Source organism: Mucilaginibacter arboris (assembly GCF_009754915.1).
GTDB classification, from domain to species: Bacteria; Bacteroidota; Bacteroidia; order Sphingobacteriales; family Sphingobacteriaceae; genus Mucilaginibacter_A; species Mucilaginibacter_A arboris.
The window spans coordinates 147,229-162,505 of sequence record NZ_WPIK01000003.1; the positions used below are offsets into that span (position 1 = coordinate 147,229).

Annotated in this window: 21 protein-coding genes; 16 read left to right on the forward strand and 5 right to left on the reverse strand. The window is 37.9% G+C overall.

Annotation, left to right across the window (positions count from 1 at the left end; all coding sequences use genetic code 11):
• Positions 1–83: 83 nt before the first annotated feature.
• On the reverse strand, positions 84–1,373 hold the full coding sequence (locus GO621_RS03890; protein ID WP_198170120.1) for an ATP-binding response regulator: 1,290 nt from the start codon (positions 1,371–1,373) through the stop codon (positions 84–86).
• A gap of 710 nt (positions 1,374–2,083) precedes the next feature.
• Between GO621_RS03890 and GO621_RS03895 the strand changes: the two genes are divergently transcribed.
• Together GO621_RS03895 and GO621_RS03900 are read left to right on the forward strand one after the other, a co-directional pair.
• A complete protein-coding gene (locus tag GO621_RS03895) occupies positions 2,084–2,302 on the forward strand; it encodes a hypothetical protein (protein ID WP_157564381.1) in 219 nt (72 codons plus the stop codon).
• Between the two features lie 244 nt (positions 2,303–2,546).
• Positions 2,547–3,275 carry a sterol desaturase family protein gene (locus GO621_RS03900; protein WP_198170121.1) on the forward strand — a complete coding sequence of 243 codons (729 nt, stop codon included), beginning with the start codon at positions 2,547–2,549 and terminating at the stop codon, positions 3,273–3,275.
• On the opposite strand, the gene GO621_RS03905 is transcribed toward GO621_RS03900, so the two are convergent.
• Both GO621_RS03905 and GO621_RS03910 read right to left on the reverse strand, forming a co-directional pair.
• Positions 3,265–3,636: a hypothetical protein gene (locus GO621_RS03905; RefSeq protein WP_157564383.1), complete on the reverse strand. Its 372-nt coding sequence runs from the start codon at positions 3,634–3,636 to the stop codon at positions 3,265–3,267. The genes GO621_RS03900 and GO621_RS03905 overlap by 11 nt on opposite strands.
• Positions 3,637–3,753: 117 nt before the next feature.
• Entirely contained in the window at positions 3,754–6,270 is a 2,517-nt protein-coding gene (locus GO621_RS03910) for a M1 family metallopeptidase (RefSeq protein ID WP_157564384.1), read from the reverse strand.
• Between the two features lie 91 nt (positions 6,271–6,361).
• Here GO621_RS03910 and GO621_RS03915 point away from each other — a divergent pair, with 91 nt between their 5' ends.
• From GO621_RS03915 to GO621_RS03940, 6 genes are all read left to right on the forward strand, one after another.
• Positions 6,362–6,622 carry a hypothetical protein gene (locus GO621_RS03915; RefSeq protein ID WP_157564386.1) on the forward strand — a complete coding sequence of 87 codons (261 nt, stop codon included), beginning with the start codon at positions 6,362–6,364 and terminating at the stop codon, positions 6,620–6,622.
• Complete coding sequence (locus tag GO621_RS03920; protein WP_157564387.1) at positions 6,612–6,911, forward strand: type II toxin-antitoxin system RelE/ParE family toxin; 300 nt, start codon at positions 6,612–6,614, stop codon at positions 6,909–6,911. Before GO621_RS03915 ends, GO621_RS03920 begins: the two co-directional genes overlap by 11 nt.
• Before the next feature lie 104 nt (positions 6,912–7,015).
• Complete coding sequence (locus GO621_RS03925; RefSeq protein ID WP_157564389.1) at positions 7,016–7,276, forward strand: addiction module protein; 261 nt, start codon at positions 7,016–7,018, stop codon at positions 7,274–7,276.
• Complete coding sequence (locus tag GO621_RS03930; RefSeq protein WP_157564391.1) at positions 7,266–7,565, forward strand: type II toxin-antitoxin system RelE/ParE family toxin; 300 nt, start codon at positions 7,266–7,268, stop codon at positions 7,563–7,565. Before GO621_RS03925 ends, GO621_RS03930 begins: the two co-directional genes overlap by 11 nt.
• A gap of 103 nt (positions 7,566–7,668) precedes the next feature.
• Entirely contained in the window at positions 7,669–7,929 is a 261-nt protein-coding gene (locus tag GO621_RS03935) for an addiction module protein (RefSeq protein ID WP_157564392.1), read from the forward strand.
• Complete coding sequence (locus GO621_RS03940) at positions 7,919–8,218, forward strand: type II toxin-antitoxin system RelE/ParE family toxin (RefSeq protein ID WP_157564394.1); 300 nt, start codon at positions 7,919–7,921, stop codon at positions 8,216–8,218. The genes GO621_RS03935 and GO621_RS03940 overlap by 11 nt, the downstream gene beginning before the upstream one ends.
• 55 nt (positions 8,219–8,273) lie before the next feature.
• Here the strand turns inward: GO621_RS03940 and GO621_RS03945 are convergent, their stop codons facing one another.
• Complete coding sequence (locus GO621_RS03945) at positions 8,274–8,684, reverse strand: BrxA/BrxB family bacilliredoxin (RefSeq protein ID WP_157564395.1); 411 nt, start codon at positions 8,682–8,684, stop codon at positions 8,274–8,276.
• Between the two features lie 155 nt (positions 8,685–8,839).
• Here GO621_RS03945 and ahcY point away from each other — a divergent pair, with 155 nt between their 5' ends.
• The 4 genes from ahcY to GO621_RS03965 all read left to right on the forward strand — a co-directional run bounded on the left by ahcY (position 8,840) and on the right by GO621_RS03965 (position 11,942).
• On the forward strand, positions 8,840–10,153 hold the full coding sequence (ahcY, locus tag GO621_RS03950; protein WP_157564397.1) for an adenosylhomocysteinase: 1,314 nt from the start codon (positions 8,840–8,842) through the stop codon (positions 10,151–10,153).
• A gap of 122 nt (positions 10,154–10,275) precedes the next feature.
• A complete protein-coding gene (locus tag GO621_RS03955; protein WP_157564399.1) occupies positions 10,276–10,497 on the forward strand; it encodes a type II toxin-antitoxin system HicB family antitoxin in 222 nt (73 codons plus the stop codon).
• Positions 10,498–10,535: 38 nt separating this feature from the next.
• Entirely contained in the window at positions 10,536–10,643 is a 108-nt protein-coding gene (locus GO621_RS19360; protein ID WP_198170135.1) for a type II toxin-antitoxin system HicA family toxin, read from the forward strand.
• A gap of 441 nt (positions 10,644–11,084) precedes the next feature.
• Complete coding sequence (locus GO621_RS03965) at positions 11,085–11,942, forward strand: transporter (RefSeq protein WP_157564400.1); 858 nt, start codon at positions 11,085–11,087, stop codon at positions 11,940–11,942.
• Here GO621_RS03965 and GO621_RS03970 read toward each other — a convergent pair whose 3' ends face one another.
• Positions 11,943–12,929, reverse strand: coding sequence for a polysaccharide deacetylase family protein (locus GO621_RS03970; protein ID WP_157564402.1), 987 nt, complete (start codon positions 12,927–12,929; stop codon positions 11,943–11,945).
• Positions 12,930–13,044: 115 nt separating this feature from the next.
• On the opposite strand from GO621_RS03970, the gene GO621_RS03975 reads away from it, so the two are divergent.
• The 4 genes from GO621_RS03975 to GO621_RS03990 all read left to right on the forward strand — a co-directional run bounded on the left by GO621_RS03975 (position 13,045) and on the right by GO621_RS03990 (position 15,152).
• Complete coding sequence (locus GO621_RS03975; RefSeq protein ID WP_157564404.1) at positions 13,045–13,275, forward strand: hypothetical protein; 231 nt, start codon at positions 13,045–13,047, stop codon at positions 13,273–13,275.
• Entirely contained in the window at positions 13,256–13,675 is a 420-nt protein-coding gene (locus tag GO621_RS03980; protein ID WP_157564407.1) for a putative toxin-antitoxin system toxin component, PIN family, read from the forward strand. Before GO621_RS03975 ends, GO621_RS03980 begins: the two co-directional genes overlap by 20 nt.
• 75 nt (positions 13,676–13,750) lie before the next feature.
• Positions 13,751–14,467 carry a pyridoxine 5'-phosphate synthase gene (locus tag GO621_RS03985; RefSeq protein ID WP_157564409.1) on the forward strand — a complete coding sequence of 239 codons (717 nt, stop codon included), beginning with the start codon at positions 13,751–13,753 and terminating at the stop codon, positions 14,465–14,467.
• A gap of 19 nt (positions 14,468–14,486) precedes the next feature.
• Positions 14,487–15,152, forward strand: coding sequence for an MIP/aquaporin family protein (locus GO621_RS03990; protein ID WP_157564411.1), 666 nt, complete (start codon positions 14,487–14,489; stop codon positions 15,150–15,152).
• Positions 15,153–15,277 lie beyond the last annotated feature (125 nt).

Consider the following 15,277-nt stretch of genomic DNA (forward strand, 5'->3'; position numbering starts at 1 on the left):
AATTAGAAATTACAGAGAACGCCACAGATTTTTTTGTGGGATAAAAGAAGCATAGGCAATACGTTGAATAAAATTTAAACGCCCTAAAAAATAACAGGTGCATTGGCAACTGATAAAACAGCATATTTTTTTATCAGGTTAAACATTTGATGAGGTTCAAATGGTTTGGGGATGAAATCTGTAAAACCGCTGGTCAGCAGGTCGGCAAGCATTTCCTGGTCAATAAGCGAAGCCGTAAAAGCTAATACAGGAATTGTTGGATAGAGTGTTTTTACATGAGTAATTGCTGTAAAGCCGTTCATTACCGGCATTTCCAGGTCCATCAGTATTAACGAATAATTTGCATCGAGTTCTAAGGCATCTAAAGCTTCTTGTCCATCAAAAACGCAAGTGATCGAAGCTTTATAACCCGTCAGGATCTTCTTTGCAATCATCATGTTAATTTTGTTGTCTTCTGCAACCAAAATCCTCAATCCTTCTAAATCTTCCGGGCCTTGTTTAATGCCTGTTAACGATGATGTTTGTTTGGTTAAAAGTTCAAACTCAATTTCAAAGCTAAAAATACTTCCTTTCCCTTTTTCGCTTTTTAGTTTTAAAGAGCTGTTCATCAGTTCTAATAAACGGAGGCAAATGGAAAGCCCTAAACCTGTGCCATTATATTTTCGGGTACTTGAATCATAAACCTGCCAAAAGCTTTCAAAAATTTTAGACTGGTCTTCTTTATCAATCCCTAAACCTGTATCTTCTACTATAAATTTAGTCCTAAGCTTGTTGTTGCTTTTTTGCATACACAGCAGGCTTAGCTTTACATATCCTTTTGCGGTAAATTTTAAGGCGTTTGATAATAAATTGTTTAAGATTTGGATAATCCTGATATCGTCTCCAAGTACAAAAGCATCCAGTTCCGGTGCTATATCAACCATTAATTGGAGGTTTTTTTCTTCAAAACTGTTGTAAAAAGGCAGTGTTGAATCAGTAATCAGTTGTTTTAAATTTAATTCGATGGGATGGATCTCTAACTTGCCTGCTTCAATTTTATTAAAGTCTAAAATATCGTTTACCAGGTTTAACATGTGGCCGGAACAATATTTTAATATGCGGAAATATTCGTTATCGTCTGCTAAATATTTCTCTTCTTTCAATAAATTAACAGCGCCTAAAACACCATTAAGCGGAGTTCTTAACTCGTGGCCCATGGTAGATAGAAACCGTGTGCGCGAAGAAATAGTATTGTTTTTTTCTTCGATTAATTCTTCAAAGTTTAATTTTTGAGAAAAGATGAAAGCACCGGCAAAACTTGCAGTCATGATAATGGAAGTGAGTGCATTACACAAATAAATTTTTGCCTGAGCTGCATGTGGAACAGGCTCCATAGGAAAAGTATATAAGCCGAGAAAAAGACAAACTAAAAAGGATATAACTGTAATTGAAAAATTGAAAAAAAGTGTTTTGTAATTTGATTTTTCAAAATCTATAATTACCGGAATGCCAATAAGTAAAGGGAAATAATAGAAACATTGCCCTGACTGTGCTCCTTCTACTATTACACTTATTATTAAATGGGCGCTTACAATAAGTAAAAAGTAATATTCTATTTTATTTAGAATACCTAACTTTTTTAAAACCATTACAGCTCCTAAGCAAAAACAGAATAAAGCAGTAGATATACAGGATTTGTTAAGATTTAAGGAGTAATAAACTGCTGATAAAATAAACCCGGCAGCAAATGCTATTGAGTAAATAATGTACGCCCTTTTAGAAACGTTCCTTAAATCAAATATGGATAGTAGAGAAGTTTTTGTTATTAAAGGCATGCGTTTTTTACGAATGGATAGTGCATTAGTTACAAAGTTTGGTTGTGTATAAAGTTCAGTATTTGTTACTTACGGATAAATTTTACATCTTTTTTAATTAAGGACTTGTTTAAACTTTTTTTTCTGGCCCTCTTTTTTTTGGGTTGATGTTTCTTTTATCACCTCAAAAATGTTAGGGCCTGTTTAAATTTTGTCCTTTTGTTTGATGCCCCTTTTATGCCATGATTTTTTTAAATGTTTTGTGGTTTTGTGGTTTTGGCTAAAGCCTGTTGCCGCTTATCCTTTGTCCACGGCCTGAAGGCCGTGGAAACGGCCAATTAGAACATGGCCCGGGCGTCCTGTCTGCACAAGGCAATCCAGCATTGGTAAACAAAGGTTGTCGTAAAAGCTACGCTTTAAAATTGCCACGGCCTTCAGGCCGTGGGTTGGTAGAAACACAGGGAGCGGCTTTAGCCAAAAAAAGAAGCATACAAAAAATTGCGGAATAAATTTTAAACAGGCCTTAATGCTCAGGTTTTGATTTTTAGGCTGATGCTTCTTTTATCACCTAAAAATGTTGACCATTGTTTTTTTGATTATTTAAATGCAGGAAAACACCAGTTTTTATCCGGTAAAAGAAGCATGGGCACCAGCCTGAACATATCGAAGGGCCTTGTAACTATTTAAACGGAGCCTAAAAGTTTAAACAACTTCTAAATTTTAATTAAAAAGTCTGTGTTTATTTTGTAAAAATTGTTTGGATACATAGTCCAACTCCTGTTAACACTACAACCTATTTTTAGCGGTGCACCTGTGCTTATTTCTATCTGTATGCGTTATTTGTTGTTTGCCGGTTTATTTTACAGCTTCTTTTATCTGTGGAAAAATAAGCCTTTCTGGTTTGCAAAAATCCAGCAGCGTTACCCGGAAAATAAGCATGTGGCCAGGGAAATCTGTTATTCTTTTCTTACTATTTTAATTTTTGGTGCAGTTATTCTTGCCGTTACTTATGCCAGTAAAAAAGGCTATACCAAGGTTTATCATCACATCAGCGATTACGGCTACGGTTACTATTTTGCCAGTATTTTATTGATGATCTTTTTGCACGATACTTATTTTTACTGGGCACACCGTATTATGCACTGGAAACTGCTGTTTAAAATTGTTCACAAAGTGCATCATCTTTCTACCAATCCAACACCTTTTGCAGCTTATGCCTTCCATCCAATTGAGGCTTTTGTTGAAGTTGGCATCATTCCGCTCATTGCGTTTACCATTCTGTATCATCCTACGACCAACATGCACCATCGTTTAATAAAATGCAATTATGGTTTGTATTTTAATATTGGGGATAGGTTGATGAAAACCAATCATATCAAGTATGAACAGCATTTTGATGAAGTAGCTTCGCAGAAAAAACCGGGAAAGGAACGCTGCCGCGATTTCTCAGGCATAAAAACAGTATATCCGTTTAAGGATTAATGTTTTTTGCTGATGAATCTGGTTTGATAACCGGGGATAAGCGTTTAACAGGCATCTTATATCTTGTACTTTCATCTGGTTTCGCAACCGGCATATTCCATTTGCCAACTGGTTTTACAATTGGCATTTTATCCAAAGAAGCAATTAAAATATTGGAAGAAGAATTTTTCCCGGGTAAAAACTGTAAATCAGCATTGCTGTTCGGTTTGATAGAAAGCCGGGGCCTGAGTGCAAGCGAATCAAATATAGAACGAAAATTAGAAGCCGTAACTTTTTCTAATGGTTTGATGGCTGGTTTTTGCTGTGCTTTCAGTTCAAACGCAATTCCTGCAAGAATGATGAAGAAAAGTATCTTTTTCATAACCTTTAATTTTATCACTAATCTATATAAAAATATTTACGGATAGCTTTCATCAGAATAAAAAAGAGCATCCGCAATAAAAGCGATGCTCTTTTTATGCCGGTAAAAACAGTATGGTTATTTAGCCGCTTTTATTTCGTCTATCGCTTTGGCAATATAATCTGCCTGGGCATCTAACTGAGTTTTTAAAGCTGCATCCGCGTTTTTCGCCTGGTTTTGCTTTTGTGCTTTCAATTCACCCAGCATGCCCATTACATATTGGTCAACCCCGTATTGCTTGTATTGAATGGCCAGTTTCTTAAAAGCATCTACACGCGTGTTTACTTGTTGTGTATCGTTTATTTTGCCTAACATCGAAATGTAACCTTGCATTACATTAAACTTTGCCTGCGGGCCAGCTTCATTAAAAGCTTTGGTAACAAAAGGCAGTTCTGCTTCAGATCCTTTAGTAGTATAAAGCATTACGATTGATTGTGTTAGCGTGCCTTTGTTGTCTTTCTCCAAACCCTTTGCGAGTTTTAAGGCATCGTCTGGATTTTGGACAGCTAATGCATTTAAAGCTGCACCTTGTACAGCGTAAGACTGGCTGTTTAAAGCATTTCTAAACAAGGTTAAATCAGCAGGATTTTTTAGTTTACCTAAAGCTATTATCGCTGCAGCTTTTACTGTATTGTTCGGGTCATTGCGGGTAATGTTGGTTAATTCTGGCAGCGCGGCTTGTTTAACCTCATCGCTGTTGAGGTTTACATTCCGGATAGCCAAAGTGCGTAAACCGTAATATTTATCTTTTAACGCAGCTAATATTACTTTGCGTGCCCCGGCATCGCCTTGTTTGCCCATTAAAGCATTCATCGCTTCCCAGCGGTCTAAATACAAAGGCGCATTAAAGTATTGAAATACAAATTCTTCGTTGGTTTTATTATCTGTTTTTTGGGCGAGGAGAACTTTATCGCCATCAACATTAACCAGGTTGGGTTTAGATGCAAGTTTAAAAGAAAGTGTATCTGCTTTATCCTTCATCCAAACCTGCCGCCGTTCTTTCTTTCCGGTAACGTAAAAATCAATTGCCATGGGCAAGGTAAAAGTTTGTCCGCTTTGCGTTTGGTTCAGGTAAACAAATTGTGTTTTGCTGGCCTCGTCCCATTTGTAATCGATCTTTAGTTCCGGATGGCCAGCGCCGTAATACCATTGGTTAAAAAACCAGTTTAAATCTTTACCGCTCACTTTTTCAAGCGCTAAACGAAGCTGTTGTGCTTCGCCGTTACCTAAAGCATTTTGGCGGAGGTATAAATTTAAGCCGGCAAAAAAAGCATCTTCACCCAGGTAATTGCGCAACATATTTAAAATGCAGCCGCCTTTTTGATAGGTTACCACATCAAACATATCTTCCTTGTCCGCATAATGAAAACGGACCAGGTTTTTTGTACGGGCGTCTCTGGAATTAAGATAAGCAAGCCGGTTTTCGTTGATATGTGCGCCGCCTTCATCTTTTCCATAGCGATGTTCCGCCCAAAGCGTTTCGCTGAAATCAGCAAAAGATTCGTTCACCGTTAAATTGCTCCAGCTTTCGGTCGTTACATAATCACCAAACCACTGATGGAAAAGTTCGTGTGCGATGGTACTTTCGCCCTGGCTGTAATTACCGTCTAACATTTCGCGGGCTGTTTTCTGCACATATTCGCCGTGTAAAGTAGCTGTGGTATTTTCCATCGCGCCGCTTACGTAATCGCGTACCACAATCTGACTGTACTTATTCCAGGGGAAATCCAGCCCTAACTTTTGCGAATAAAAACCGATCAGCTCCGGTGTAAAACCAAAGATTTGTTTGGCAAAAGGGGCATAAGCAGGCTCTAAATAATAGTTTACTTCTTTATCCTTCCATTTGTCTTTATAGATCTTAAAATCGCCAACGGCCATCATAAATAAATAAGGCGCGTTCGGTTTGTCCATTTTCCAGGTATCGGTGCGTAAACCATCTCCGGCAGGTTTTTGGGAGATGAGTTTTCCGTTAGAAAGCGTAACATATTTGGAAGGGACCGTCATGCTGATCTCTTGCAGCGTTTTCTGGTCCGGCTTATCAATCGTTGGAAACCATGCTGATGAACTTTCGGTTTCGCCCTGCGTCCAGATCTGGATGGGTTTGTTTTTATCCGCACCATTTGAATTGATAAAATACAAGCCTTTGGCATCATTAATGGCTGCGCTGCCTTTTACTTTTAACTCGTCAGGCTTGGCCGTATAACTTAAATATAAAGTATAGTTTTCTGCGGAAGTGTATTTTTTATCGAGGCTGATTTTTAGTTGCAAACTATCGTAAACGTATTTTAATGGAATGTTTTTACCATTTTTTACAACAGAAATATTGCTGATATCCATTCCTTTAGCATCTAAAGTCAAAGAATCTGTTGGATAAAAATGTGGTTTTAGTGTAACCCATTCTTTTCCATAGAGATAATGTTTGGCATAATCAAAACGGACATCGAGTTTTGTATTGACCAGGTCATTAATTTTTGTGGGCGTGGCGCGGTAGATTTTTAAGGCAGGATTATCAGCGGGCGTTTGTGCATTCGTTACTGATGCAATAAAGCAGGCCAATCCAAAAACGAAAGATATTTTATGAGGATTACAGATCATTTTGCAATTAAAGTTGAGTTATTTATAGTTTGTAAATTTACATTCCTTCGGGCAATAAAGTATAATCGTTAAATTTGAATAAACGTAAGGTATGGAAACTTCAGAAATAAAGAAAAAACTGCACGATTATATAGAATCCGCAGAAGAAGAAAAAATAAAAGCGATCTATACGGTTTTGGAGCGTGATATGGAAAGCCTTTACAGCCATTGGGACGATCCGAAATTTGTGGCAGAAATGGACAGCAGGATGAAAGAATTAGAGGATGGAACGGTAAAAGGAATACCAATGGAAGAATTTTTTGCGAAATCAAGAAAATATCTTGAGGATTTAAAGCAAAAAGATGCTGTATAAGCTCGTTGTCCTTCCAAAAGCCGACAACGAATATTACAATGCTCTAAATTGGTATGGTTTACAGCAAAATGATTTGCCTGCAAAATTTGCAGCAGATGTAGAAATTTCTATCGGTAGCGTTTTACGAAATCCGGAGAGTTACCAGCAATTTAAAAGAGGTTATCGCCAGGCTTTGATGGAAAAGTTTCCTTACTTTATCATTTATTCCATCAACAAAAAAGAAGAAGTAATAACGATTGTTTCCATTTTCCATACCAGCCGCCATCCAAAACAAAAATTCAGGGAATAAAAAATCCGGTAAGCCTGAATTGGTCAAAATAGATTTTATGCCGGTAAAAGAAGCATCGGCACAACAGATCAAAATAATGTTTAATTTTGAGTAAAACACAGTTTATGGAAACCTCAGAAATCAGGAAAAAGCTGCAAGATTACATTGCCTCCGCAGAAGAAGAAAAAATAAAAGCTATTTATACCGTTTTGGAGAGTGATATCGAAAGCGTTTACGATCATTGGGACGACCCGGAATTTGTGGCAGAAATGGACAGCAGGATGAAAGAAATTGAAGATGGGACGGTAAAGACGGTTTCTATGGAAGAAATGTTTTTGCACCTGGATAACCGGATATCAGGTTTAAAACCCAAGCATGTCGTTTAAAATTGAAACATCTCCTAAAGCAATAAAAGAACTTGATAAAGCGGCAGATTGGTATGCAGAACAGCAGGATGGATTAGCGGAATTGTTTAGTAATTATTTCAAGAAAGAAGTACTGAATATTCTGAATTTGCCAGAAAGTTACCCAAAGGCCAAAAGAGGTTATCGCCAGGCTTTAATGGAAAAGTTTCCATATTTTATCATTTATTCCATCAACAAAAAAGAAGAAGTAATAACGATTGTTTCCATTTTTCATACCAGCCGCCATCCAAAACAAAAATTCAGGAAATAAAAAATCCGGCAAAACCAATTGGTCGAAATAGATTTTATGCCGATAAAAGAAGCATCGGCAAAACAGATCAAAATAATGTTTAAGTTTGAGTAAAACACAGTTTATGGAAACCTCAGAAATCAGGAAAAAGCTGCAAGATTACATTGCCTCCGCAGAAGAAGAAAAAATAAAAGCTATTTATACCGTTTTGGAGAGTGATATCGAAAGCGTTTACGATCATTCGGACGACCCGGAATTTGTGGCAGAAATGGACAGCAGGGTGAAGGAAATTGAAGACGGGACTGCTGTGCTGCTGACATGGGAAGAAGTGATGTCAAATGCAAAAATGATCATAGAAAACGCTAAGCAAAAAAGTGCCGTATAAAATTAGAACGCTTAATAAGGCTAATAGAGAACTTGTTGAAGCTTTAAAATGGTATATCGACCAGCAAGATGACTTAGCTTCTAAATTTTTAGAGCAATTTGAAAAAGATGCAAAAGCTATTTCAATCAATCCAGAAAGTTATCCTTTAGTAAAAAAGAATTTTAGGCAAGCTCCTATGGCAAAGTTTCCCTATGTTATTCTCTATTCGATCCAAAAAAAGGAAGAAGCTGTAAATATTGTTTCCATTTTCCACACAAGCCAACATCCAAAACGAAAGTTCAGGAAATAAAAAATCCGGTAAATTTACTTCACCGGACCTCAATTTTATATCGATAAAAATAGCATCAGCAATACTGATCGAAAGCGTGGGCCAAATTATCAGCGATCATTTGTGCCGGGCGTCCTTCAATCTGATGGCGTTCTATGATATGCACTAATTTTCCGTCTTTAAACAAAGCCATAGAAGGCGAAGATGGCGGGTAAGGCAGCATATAATCACGCGCTGCATCAACCGCATCTTTTTCCATTCCGGCAAAAACGGTTACAAATTTATTAGGCACTTTGCCGTTTTGTGTTGCCATTTTAGCCGCAGGGCGCGCATTGGCAGCCGCACAACCACAAACAGAATTAACCATTACAAAAGTAGTCCCTTCGGTTTCAATGGCGTTTTTTACTTCCTCGGCAGTTCTTAATTCCTGAAAGCCAACTCTGGTCAGATCTTCCCGCATTGGGGCAACTAAATATTCTGGGTACATTTTTATTGTCTTTTTAAATCTGTACAAAACTAATCAATTCAAATTGTAAGCACCAAATCGTGTAAAATCTTAACACAGAACTGACAACGTTGCCAAAGCTATTTTTTAGAATATCGTTTTTTTATAACTATTTTTGCACGATAAAAGAAGCATTTATGTCAGTAGTAGAAACCTACGTACCCTACAAAGTAAAAGATATGAGCCTGGCCGAATGGGGCCGCAAAGAAATTGGTTTGGCCGAAGCAGAAATGCCCGGTTTAATGGCTTTACGCCAGGAATATGGCGCATCAAAACCGTTAAAAGGTGCAAGGATTGCAGGTTGTTTGCACATGACTATACAAACGGCTGTTTTAATTGAAACGTTGATTGAATTAGGCGCAGAAGTTACCTGGTCGTCCTGCAATATTTTCTCTACCCAGGACCATGCTGCTGCAGCAATTGCTGCAGCCGGTATTTCCGTTTATGCCTGGAAAGGGATGAACGAGCAGGAATTTGAATGGTGTATTGAGCAAACTTTGCATTTTGGCGAAAACCAGGAACCGTTAAACATGATTTTGGATGATGGCGGCGATTTAACCAATATGGTTTTTGATAAATATCCTGAATTAGTTGCTGCGATAAAAGGTTTATCCGAAGAAACTACAACTGGTGTACACCGTTTATATGAGCGCATGAAAAATGGTACGTTGCCAATTCCTGCTATCAACGTAAATGATTCGGTTACCAAATCTAAATTTGATAATAAATACGGTTGCCGCGAATCTTTGGTTGATGCGATCCGCCGTGCAACTGATGTAATGATGGCTGGTAAAGTAGCTGTAGTTTGCGGTTATGGTGATGTTGGTAAAGGTTCTGCAGATTCTTTGCGCAATGCCGGTGTCCGTGTAATCGTTACCGAAATCGATCCGATCTGTGCTTTACAAGCTGCTATGGAAGGTTTTGAAGTGAAGAAATTGTCAACAGCTATTGCTGAAGCGGATATTGTGGTAACTGCAACAGGTAACTGTAATATTGTACGCGAGCAGCATTTCCGTGCTTTAAAAGATAAAGCCATTGTTTGTAATATCGGCCACTTTGATAACGAAATTGATATGGCCTGGATCAATAAAAACTATGGCAATACCAAAATTGAAATCAAGCCACAAGTTGATAAATATACCATTGATGGTAAAGATATAATTGTATTGGCTGAAGGCCGTTTGGTAAATTTAGGTTGTGCAACCGGGCATCCAAGTTTCGTGATGAGTAACTCTTTCACCAACCAAACTTTGGCACAATTGGAACTTTGGATGCACCCGGAAAAATATGAAAACAAGGTTTATACTTTGCCTAAACATTTAGATGAAAAAGTTGCCCGTTTACACTTAGCCAAAATTGGTGTAGAACTGGAAGAACTGGACCAATACCAGGCTGATTATATTGGCGTACAGGTTGATGGTCCGTTTAAGCCGGATTATTACCGGTATTAGGATTTTAGGTTTGGTATCTGGTATTTAGTTTCAAGTACCAAGTATTAACTATTAAGTATCAGGAAATGGCTTCTAATTTTGGAGCCATTTTTGTTTTAAATCAAAAGCACTAACTTTATAAAATGCAACGAACTTATCGTGTATTGTTAACTCCAGAAGCGGAAGGTGGATTTTCTGTTTCAGTTCCGGCTTTGCCTGGTTGTTTTACACAAGGTGAAACCATTGAAGAAGCTATGGAAATGGCAAAAGAAGCTATTAGTTTATATATTGAAAGTTTAGAATTGGACGCTGAAATTGTACCCGATGATAGCAAGACACTGGAGTATTCTTTAACACTCGTCTAATGAAATCTTATACTCCCAAGTAAATTGTTGATATATTTCTGAAAAACGGATTTGAATTAATAAGATCAAAAGGAAGCCACCAGATTTTTATGAATAAAGAAACCGGCTTGCGTACAGTTGTGCCTATGCACAGTAAAGATTTTTAAAAAAGAACCTTGCATGGCATATTAAAACAAGCAGGAATTGATCCAGAAAAACTTGATTAAACATTGATTTATAAATGAAGTTGTTTAAACTTTTTTTCTGGCCCTTTTTTTTGGGGCCGATGCTTCTTTTATCAGCTAAAAATACTGGTCATTAAATTTTGATTTTTTAGGTCGATGCTTCTTTTATCACCTAAAAATGTTAACCATTGCTTTTTGATTTACTAAAGACCTATAAGGTTTTCAAAACCTTATAGGTCTTTAGTGATTAAATGTAAACACCAATTTTACCCGGTAAAAGAAGCATGGGCACCAAATGTGAGCATGCCAAAGGATCAAATTTAAATTGGTACCAAAAAGTTTAAACAACCTGAATATATCTTTGAATAGCCACTTCTAAAAAGTGGGTTTTTATTTTGAATTACTATTGTCAATGCTTCTTTTATGACCATAAAATTTACTTTATTAGTTGTTTTTTATTTTGGATTGACCTTCCAGACTTTCAGTCAGGACCTTCCAAAAACACAAAAACCAATTAAACAACGCTACAATCTGTTTCATCCAACACCCAAAGATTCTTTGCGTTCTTTTGATCCCGACCGGCCTAATATTACCGAATCGCCTTACACCGTTGATGCCGGGCACATCCAGTACGAAGCAGATTTTTTGCGTTATGAATTTAAAACAACCGAAGAAAGTAAGGAACATGCGTTACTTTACAATTATTTTAATGTTAAACTTGGATTGACGAACAGTATTGCGCTGCAGCTATTGGTCCAAACTTATGCCCATCAAAATACCGAACAACTCAACACCCATGAAAAAACAAGCGATGCTGGTTTCGGTGATTTAACGCTTCGTTTAAAGAAGAATTTTCTGGGCAATGATGGTAATGTTTCACTTGCCGTCATCCCATATTTAACTTTTCCAACCAATCATTATACGGATAATTCCAGATACGAAGGCGGCATCATCGTTCCGATTATGTTTAAACTGAAAAACGACTGGCAGTTGAGTGTACAAGTGGAAGGCGACCGGCTGAAAGACGATGCCGGAAACGGTATGCACAACCAGTTGCTGCAATCTGTAAATATCACGCACCCGATTTTTAGTAAAAGCCTAAGCGCTTCTTTAGAAACCTATTACGAGTATAATTTAAAAGATCACAGCATTAACAGCTATGTCGATCCTGCTTTGCAATACCAGGTTTCCAAAGCTCTGATGTTTGATGTTGGCTTTAACCTGGGTATCCAAAAAGCTGCCGATCATGCATTGTTTGCAGGCATCGCTTTTCGCTTGTAGTTATTGGTATTCTTCGTCTAAACTTTCGCGCAGGTCATACAATAACCACTGCTTTTGAACCACATTTTTTTGTTCAGATTTTAACAGACTGATAAAATCGTTCACGCCAATTGGTTCATTGCCGTTGCCATGGATCAGCACAATACTTCCCGGCAAGGCTTGCTGCCCTTTTGCCAGCCATGCATCGCTTCCAATGGGAATCAAACCAAAACCCGTAATTTCATATAGTAGTTTCGCATCCGAAACCAGTCCAGGAAACCGGAAAAATACCGAAGGTAATAAACCGTTACGCAGCATGGCCTGCTCGGTTTCCAGCACTTCGTAATTGATATTGGTCCCCGGTTCCAGCAAAAAGTTTTCTTTCAGCGGTTTTTTTGGATCAACGCGGTGATTGTAAGTGTGATTGACCCAGGTAATAAAAATATGTCCGTCCAGTTCCTGCTGTTTCAGCCAGTTTAAATCTGCCTCGTGGTCTTTCATCCACAAACCCGAAACCGAAATAGCAACCGGCGGATGCGGCTCCACTTTGCCGAATTCCTGGAAAACATCCGTAAAAATACGCCGGTCGAGCACTTTATGCGACGGACAAAGATCAATAGTTAAACTAATACCAGCTTCTTTCGGCATTCCTTGTACAATTCCTGCATCTTGAATGGTTGACGATTGCTTTTCGGCAGCTCTTAAAGCGTTGGTATAAGCGGTATTGCTGAAAATTTTTCGGGCTTCCCCAAGCGTTGTTGGTTTAAGCTGATAGAAGCTTGCTTCATCAACTTTAGTAGAGAGCGTTCTTGGTTCAACCAAAAGGAGCCAGGTTTTGCCCAAATCTTCAAAACGGCGGATAGCCAGCCAATTTTCTGTATTTCTTCTGGCCGAAGCATAATAGGTTTCGTAATTATGGATGGCTTTAAAAGTTGGAATTTGGACCGATGCTTCTTTTACCGGTAAAAAAAGAGTGAGCAGGATGAGGAGTGCGGGTTTGAGTGGCATTTGAATTTATCATGCGAAAAGGTTTTAAACGCAGGATTGCGGGAAGTGGTTTGATAAGGAAGGATTAAGAAAGCCGTTTAATAATAAAATAAATTAAATCAGTAAATTTGATAATATGAAAACGTTAAGTGTTTCTATTTCTAACATAGAATATCAAAAATTTGGGTTGAAGAATGATACGCTGTCATTTTCGGAACTGATTGATCTGATCGATAAAGAACTTTCCAAACAGAACTTAAATAAATGTTTAGAACTTTCCGAGAAATATGGTTTATCAAAATTAACAATGGATGAAATAACCAACGAAGTAAAAGCGGTAAGAAAGCGTGCAAAAAGTAATTATTGATACCAATGTCTTAATTTCTGCATTAATCCAGCGAAGTTACCCTTATCAGATTATCAGCGAACTTTTTATTGATCAAAAGATAGTATTATGTATTTTTGAACATGTGATGCAAGAATATTACGATGTTCTGAACCGTAAAAAGTTTTCTAAATACCCTGATTTTATAGCCAGGGCAGAAAGTATGCTTGCAATTATTGAATCAAAAGCAACTGTATTTTCTCCAAAGATCAAACTTAACCTGATCACTGATTTGGATGATAACAAATTTTTAGAATTGGCAGATGAGTGTAAAGCAAACTTTTTGATAACAGGAAACACAGCACATTTTACAATGCATACTTATCAGGAAACCAGGATCGTTTCGCCAAAAGAATTTTGGGAGAACCATCGTTTGGAATAGTTGGTATTAAATTTTTCTCCCCCTAAAAACAGTATCCCTCAAAAACATCTTCCCCAAATTTTTATTTTTATCCGCATGACGCATTTATCCGTTAACATCAATAAAATAGCCACACTGCGCAATTCGCGCGGCGGCAATAACCCCGACCTGGTAAAAGTAGCACTGGATTGCGAACGTTTCGGCGCGGAAGGAATTACAGTGCATCCGCGGCCAGACGAGCGGCATATCCGTTATCAGGATGTTTTCGACCTGAAAAAAGTTATCAAAACAGAATTTAACATCGAAGGCAATTGTCAGGAACAAAAATTTGTTGATCTGGTATTGGCTAACAAACCGGCGCAGGTTACTTTAGTTCCTGATGCTTTAGGACAGATCACTTCCAATCATGGTTGGGATACGGTTAAAAACCAGGAATATCTCAAAGAAATCATTGCTGTTTTTAAGGCACAAAATATCCGGGTTTCTATTTTTGTTGATCCCGTTGTAGAAATGGTGGAAGCTGCCGCCACAACCGGAACAGACCGGATTGAACTTTATACTGAAGCTTATGCTTCCGGCTATCACCAAAACAAAGAACAAGCAATTGCGCCTTATATAAAAGCTGCCGAAAAAGCGGTTAAGCTTGGCCTGGGATTAAACGCCGGCCATGACCTGGATTTACATAATTTAAAATACTTTGCACAAAATATTCCTGGCTTGCTGGAAGTAAGCATTGGCCATGCTTTAATTGCTGATGCTTTGTATTTGGGTTTAGAAAATACGATCCAAATGTATTTACGCTGTTTAGCTTAAATTAAACAGCTAAATACCAATGAAAAAATACATAGCCGAATATTTCGCCACATTCGGCTTGATGTTTTTTGGAACAGGAACCGTTGTAGTTAGTCAGGAAATACCAGGCTTGATATTTAAAGGTGGTGGTGCGCTTGCTTTTGGTTTGATTGTTACCTTGATGATCTATGCTTTTGGCAAAATATCCGGCGCTAACATGAACCCGGTTGTCTCTTTTACGTTTGCGTGGTTAAAAATGCATTCTTATCGCGAAGCTTTCTTTTATACTATTTTTCAGGCAGGTGGCGCTTTTAGTGCTTCTTTTATCTTGCATTTTTTGTTTCCATTAAATAAAAATTTGGGTGGAACGTTACCTTCAGGCGCTGTACTTCAATCTTTTTTCCTCGAAATCTTCCTGACATTTTTACTGATCCTGATTGTGCTGTTGCTTTCAGAAGCTTCACCTAAAGTAAAAGTATTTGCGGCAATTATTATTGGTTTAGTAGTTGGGTTGGAAGCTTTTTTTGCAGGGCCTATTTCCGGTGCTTCCATGAACCCTATCCGTTCGCTTGCACCAGCCGTAGTTTCGCATCAGCTACAACATTGGTGGATTTATCTGTTTGCTCCTTTTATCGGTGCTTTTTTAGCAGCGGCAGTTTGGAAGTATGTTTTTAAAAGTCAGCATTCATTACCGCTGGTAGATTAAACCTTATCGTTTTTAACAAAAAAATGCCGGTAAAAGAAGCATTACTGTTTTTGTGTAAATCTGATGTAACGATTGCTGGAAGCATTGACCGTCAAAAGGCAAAACCTTACTTTTGCGGCTTCTAT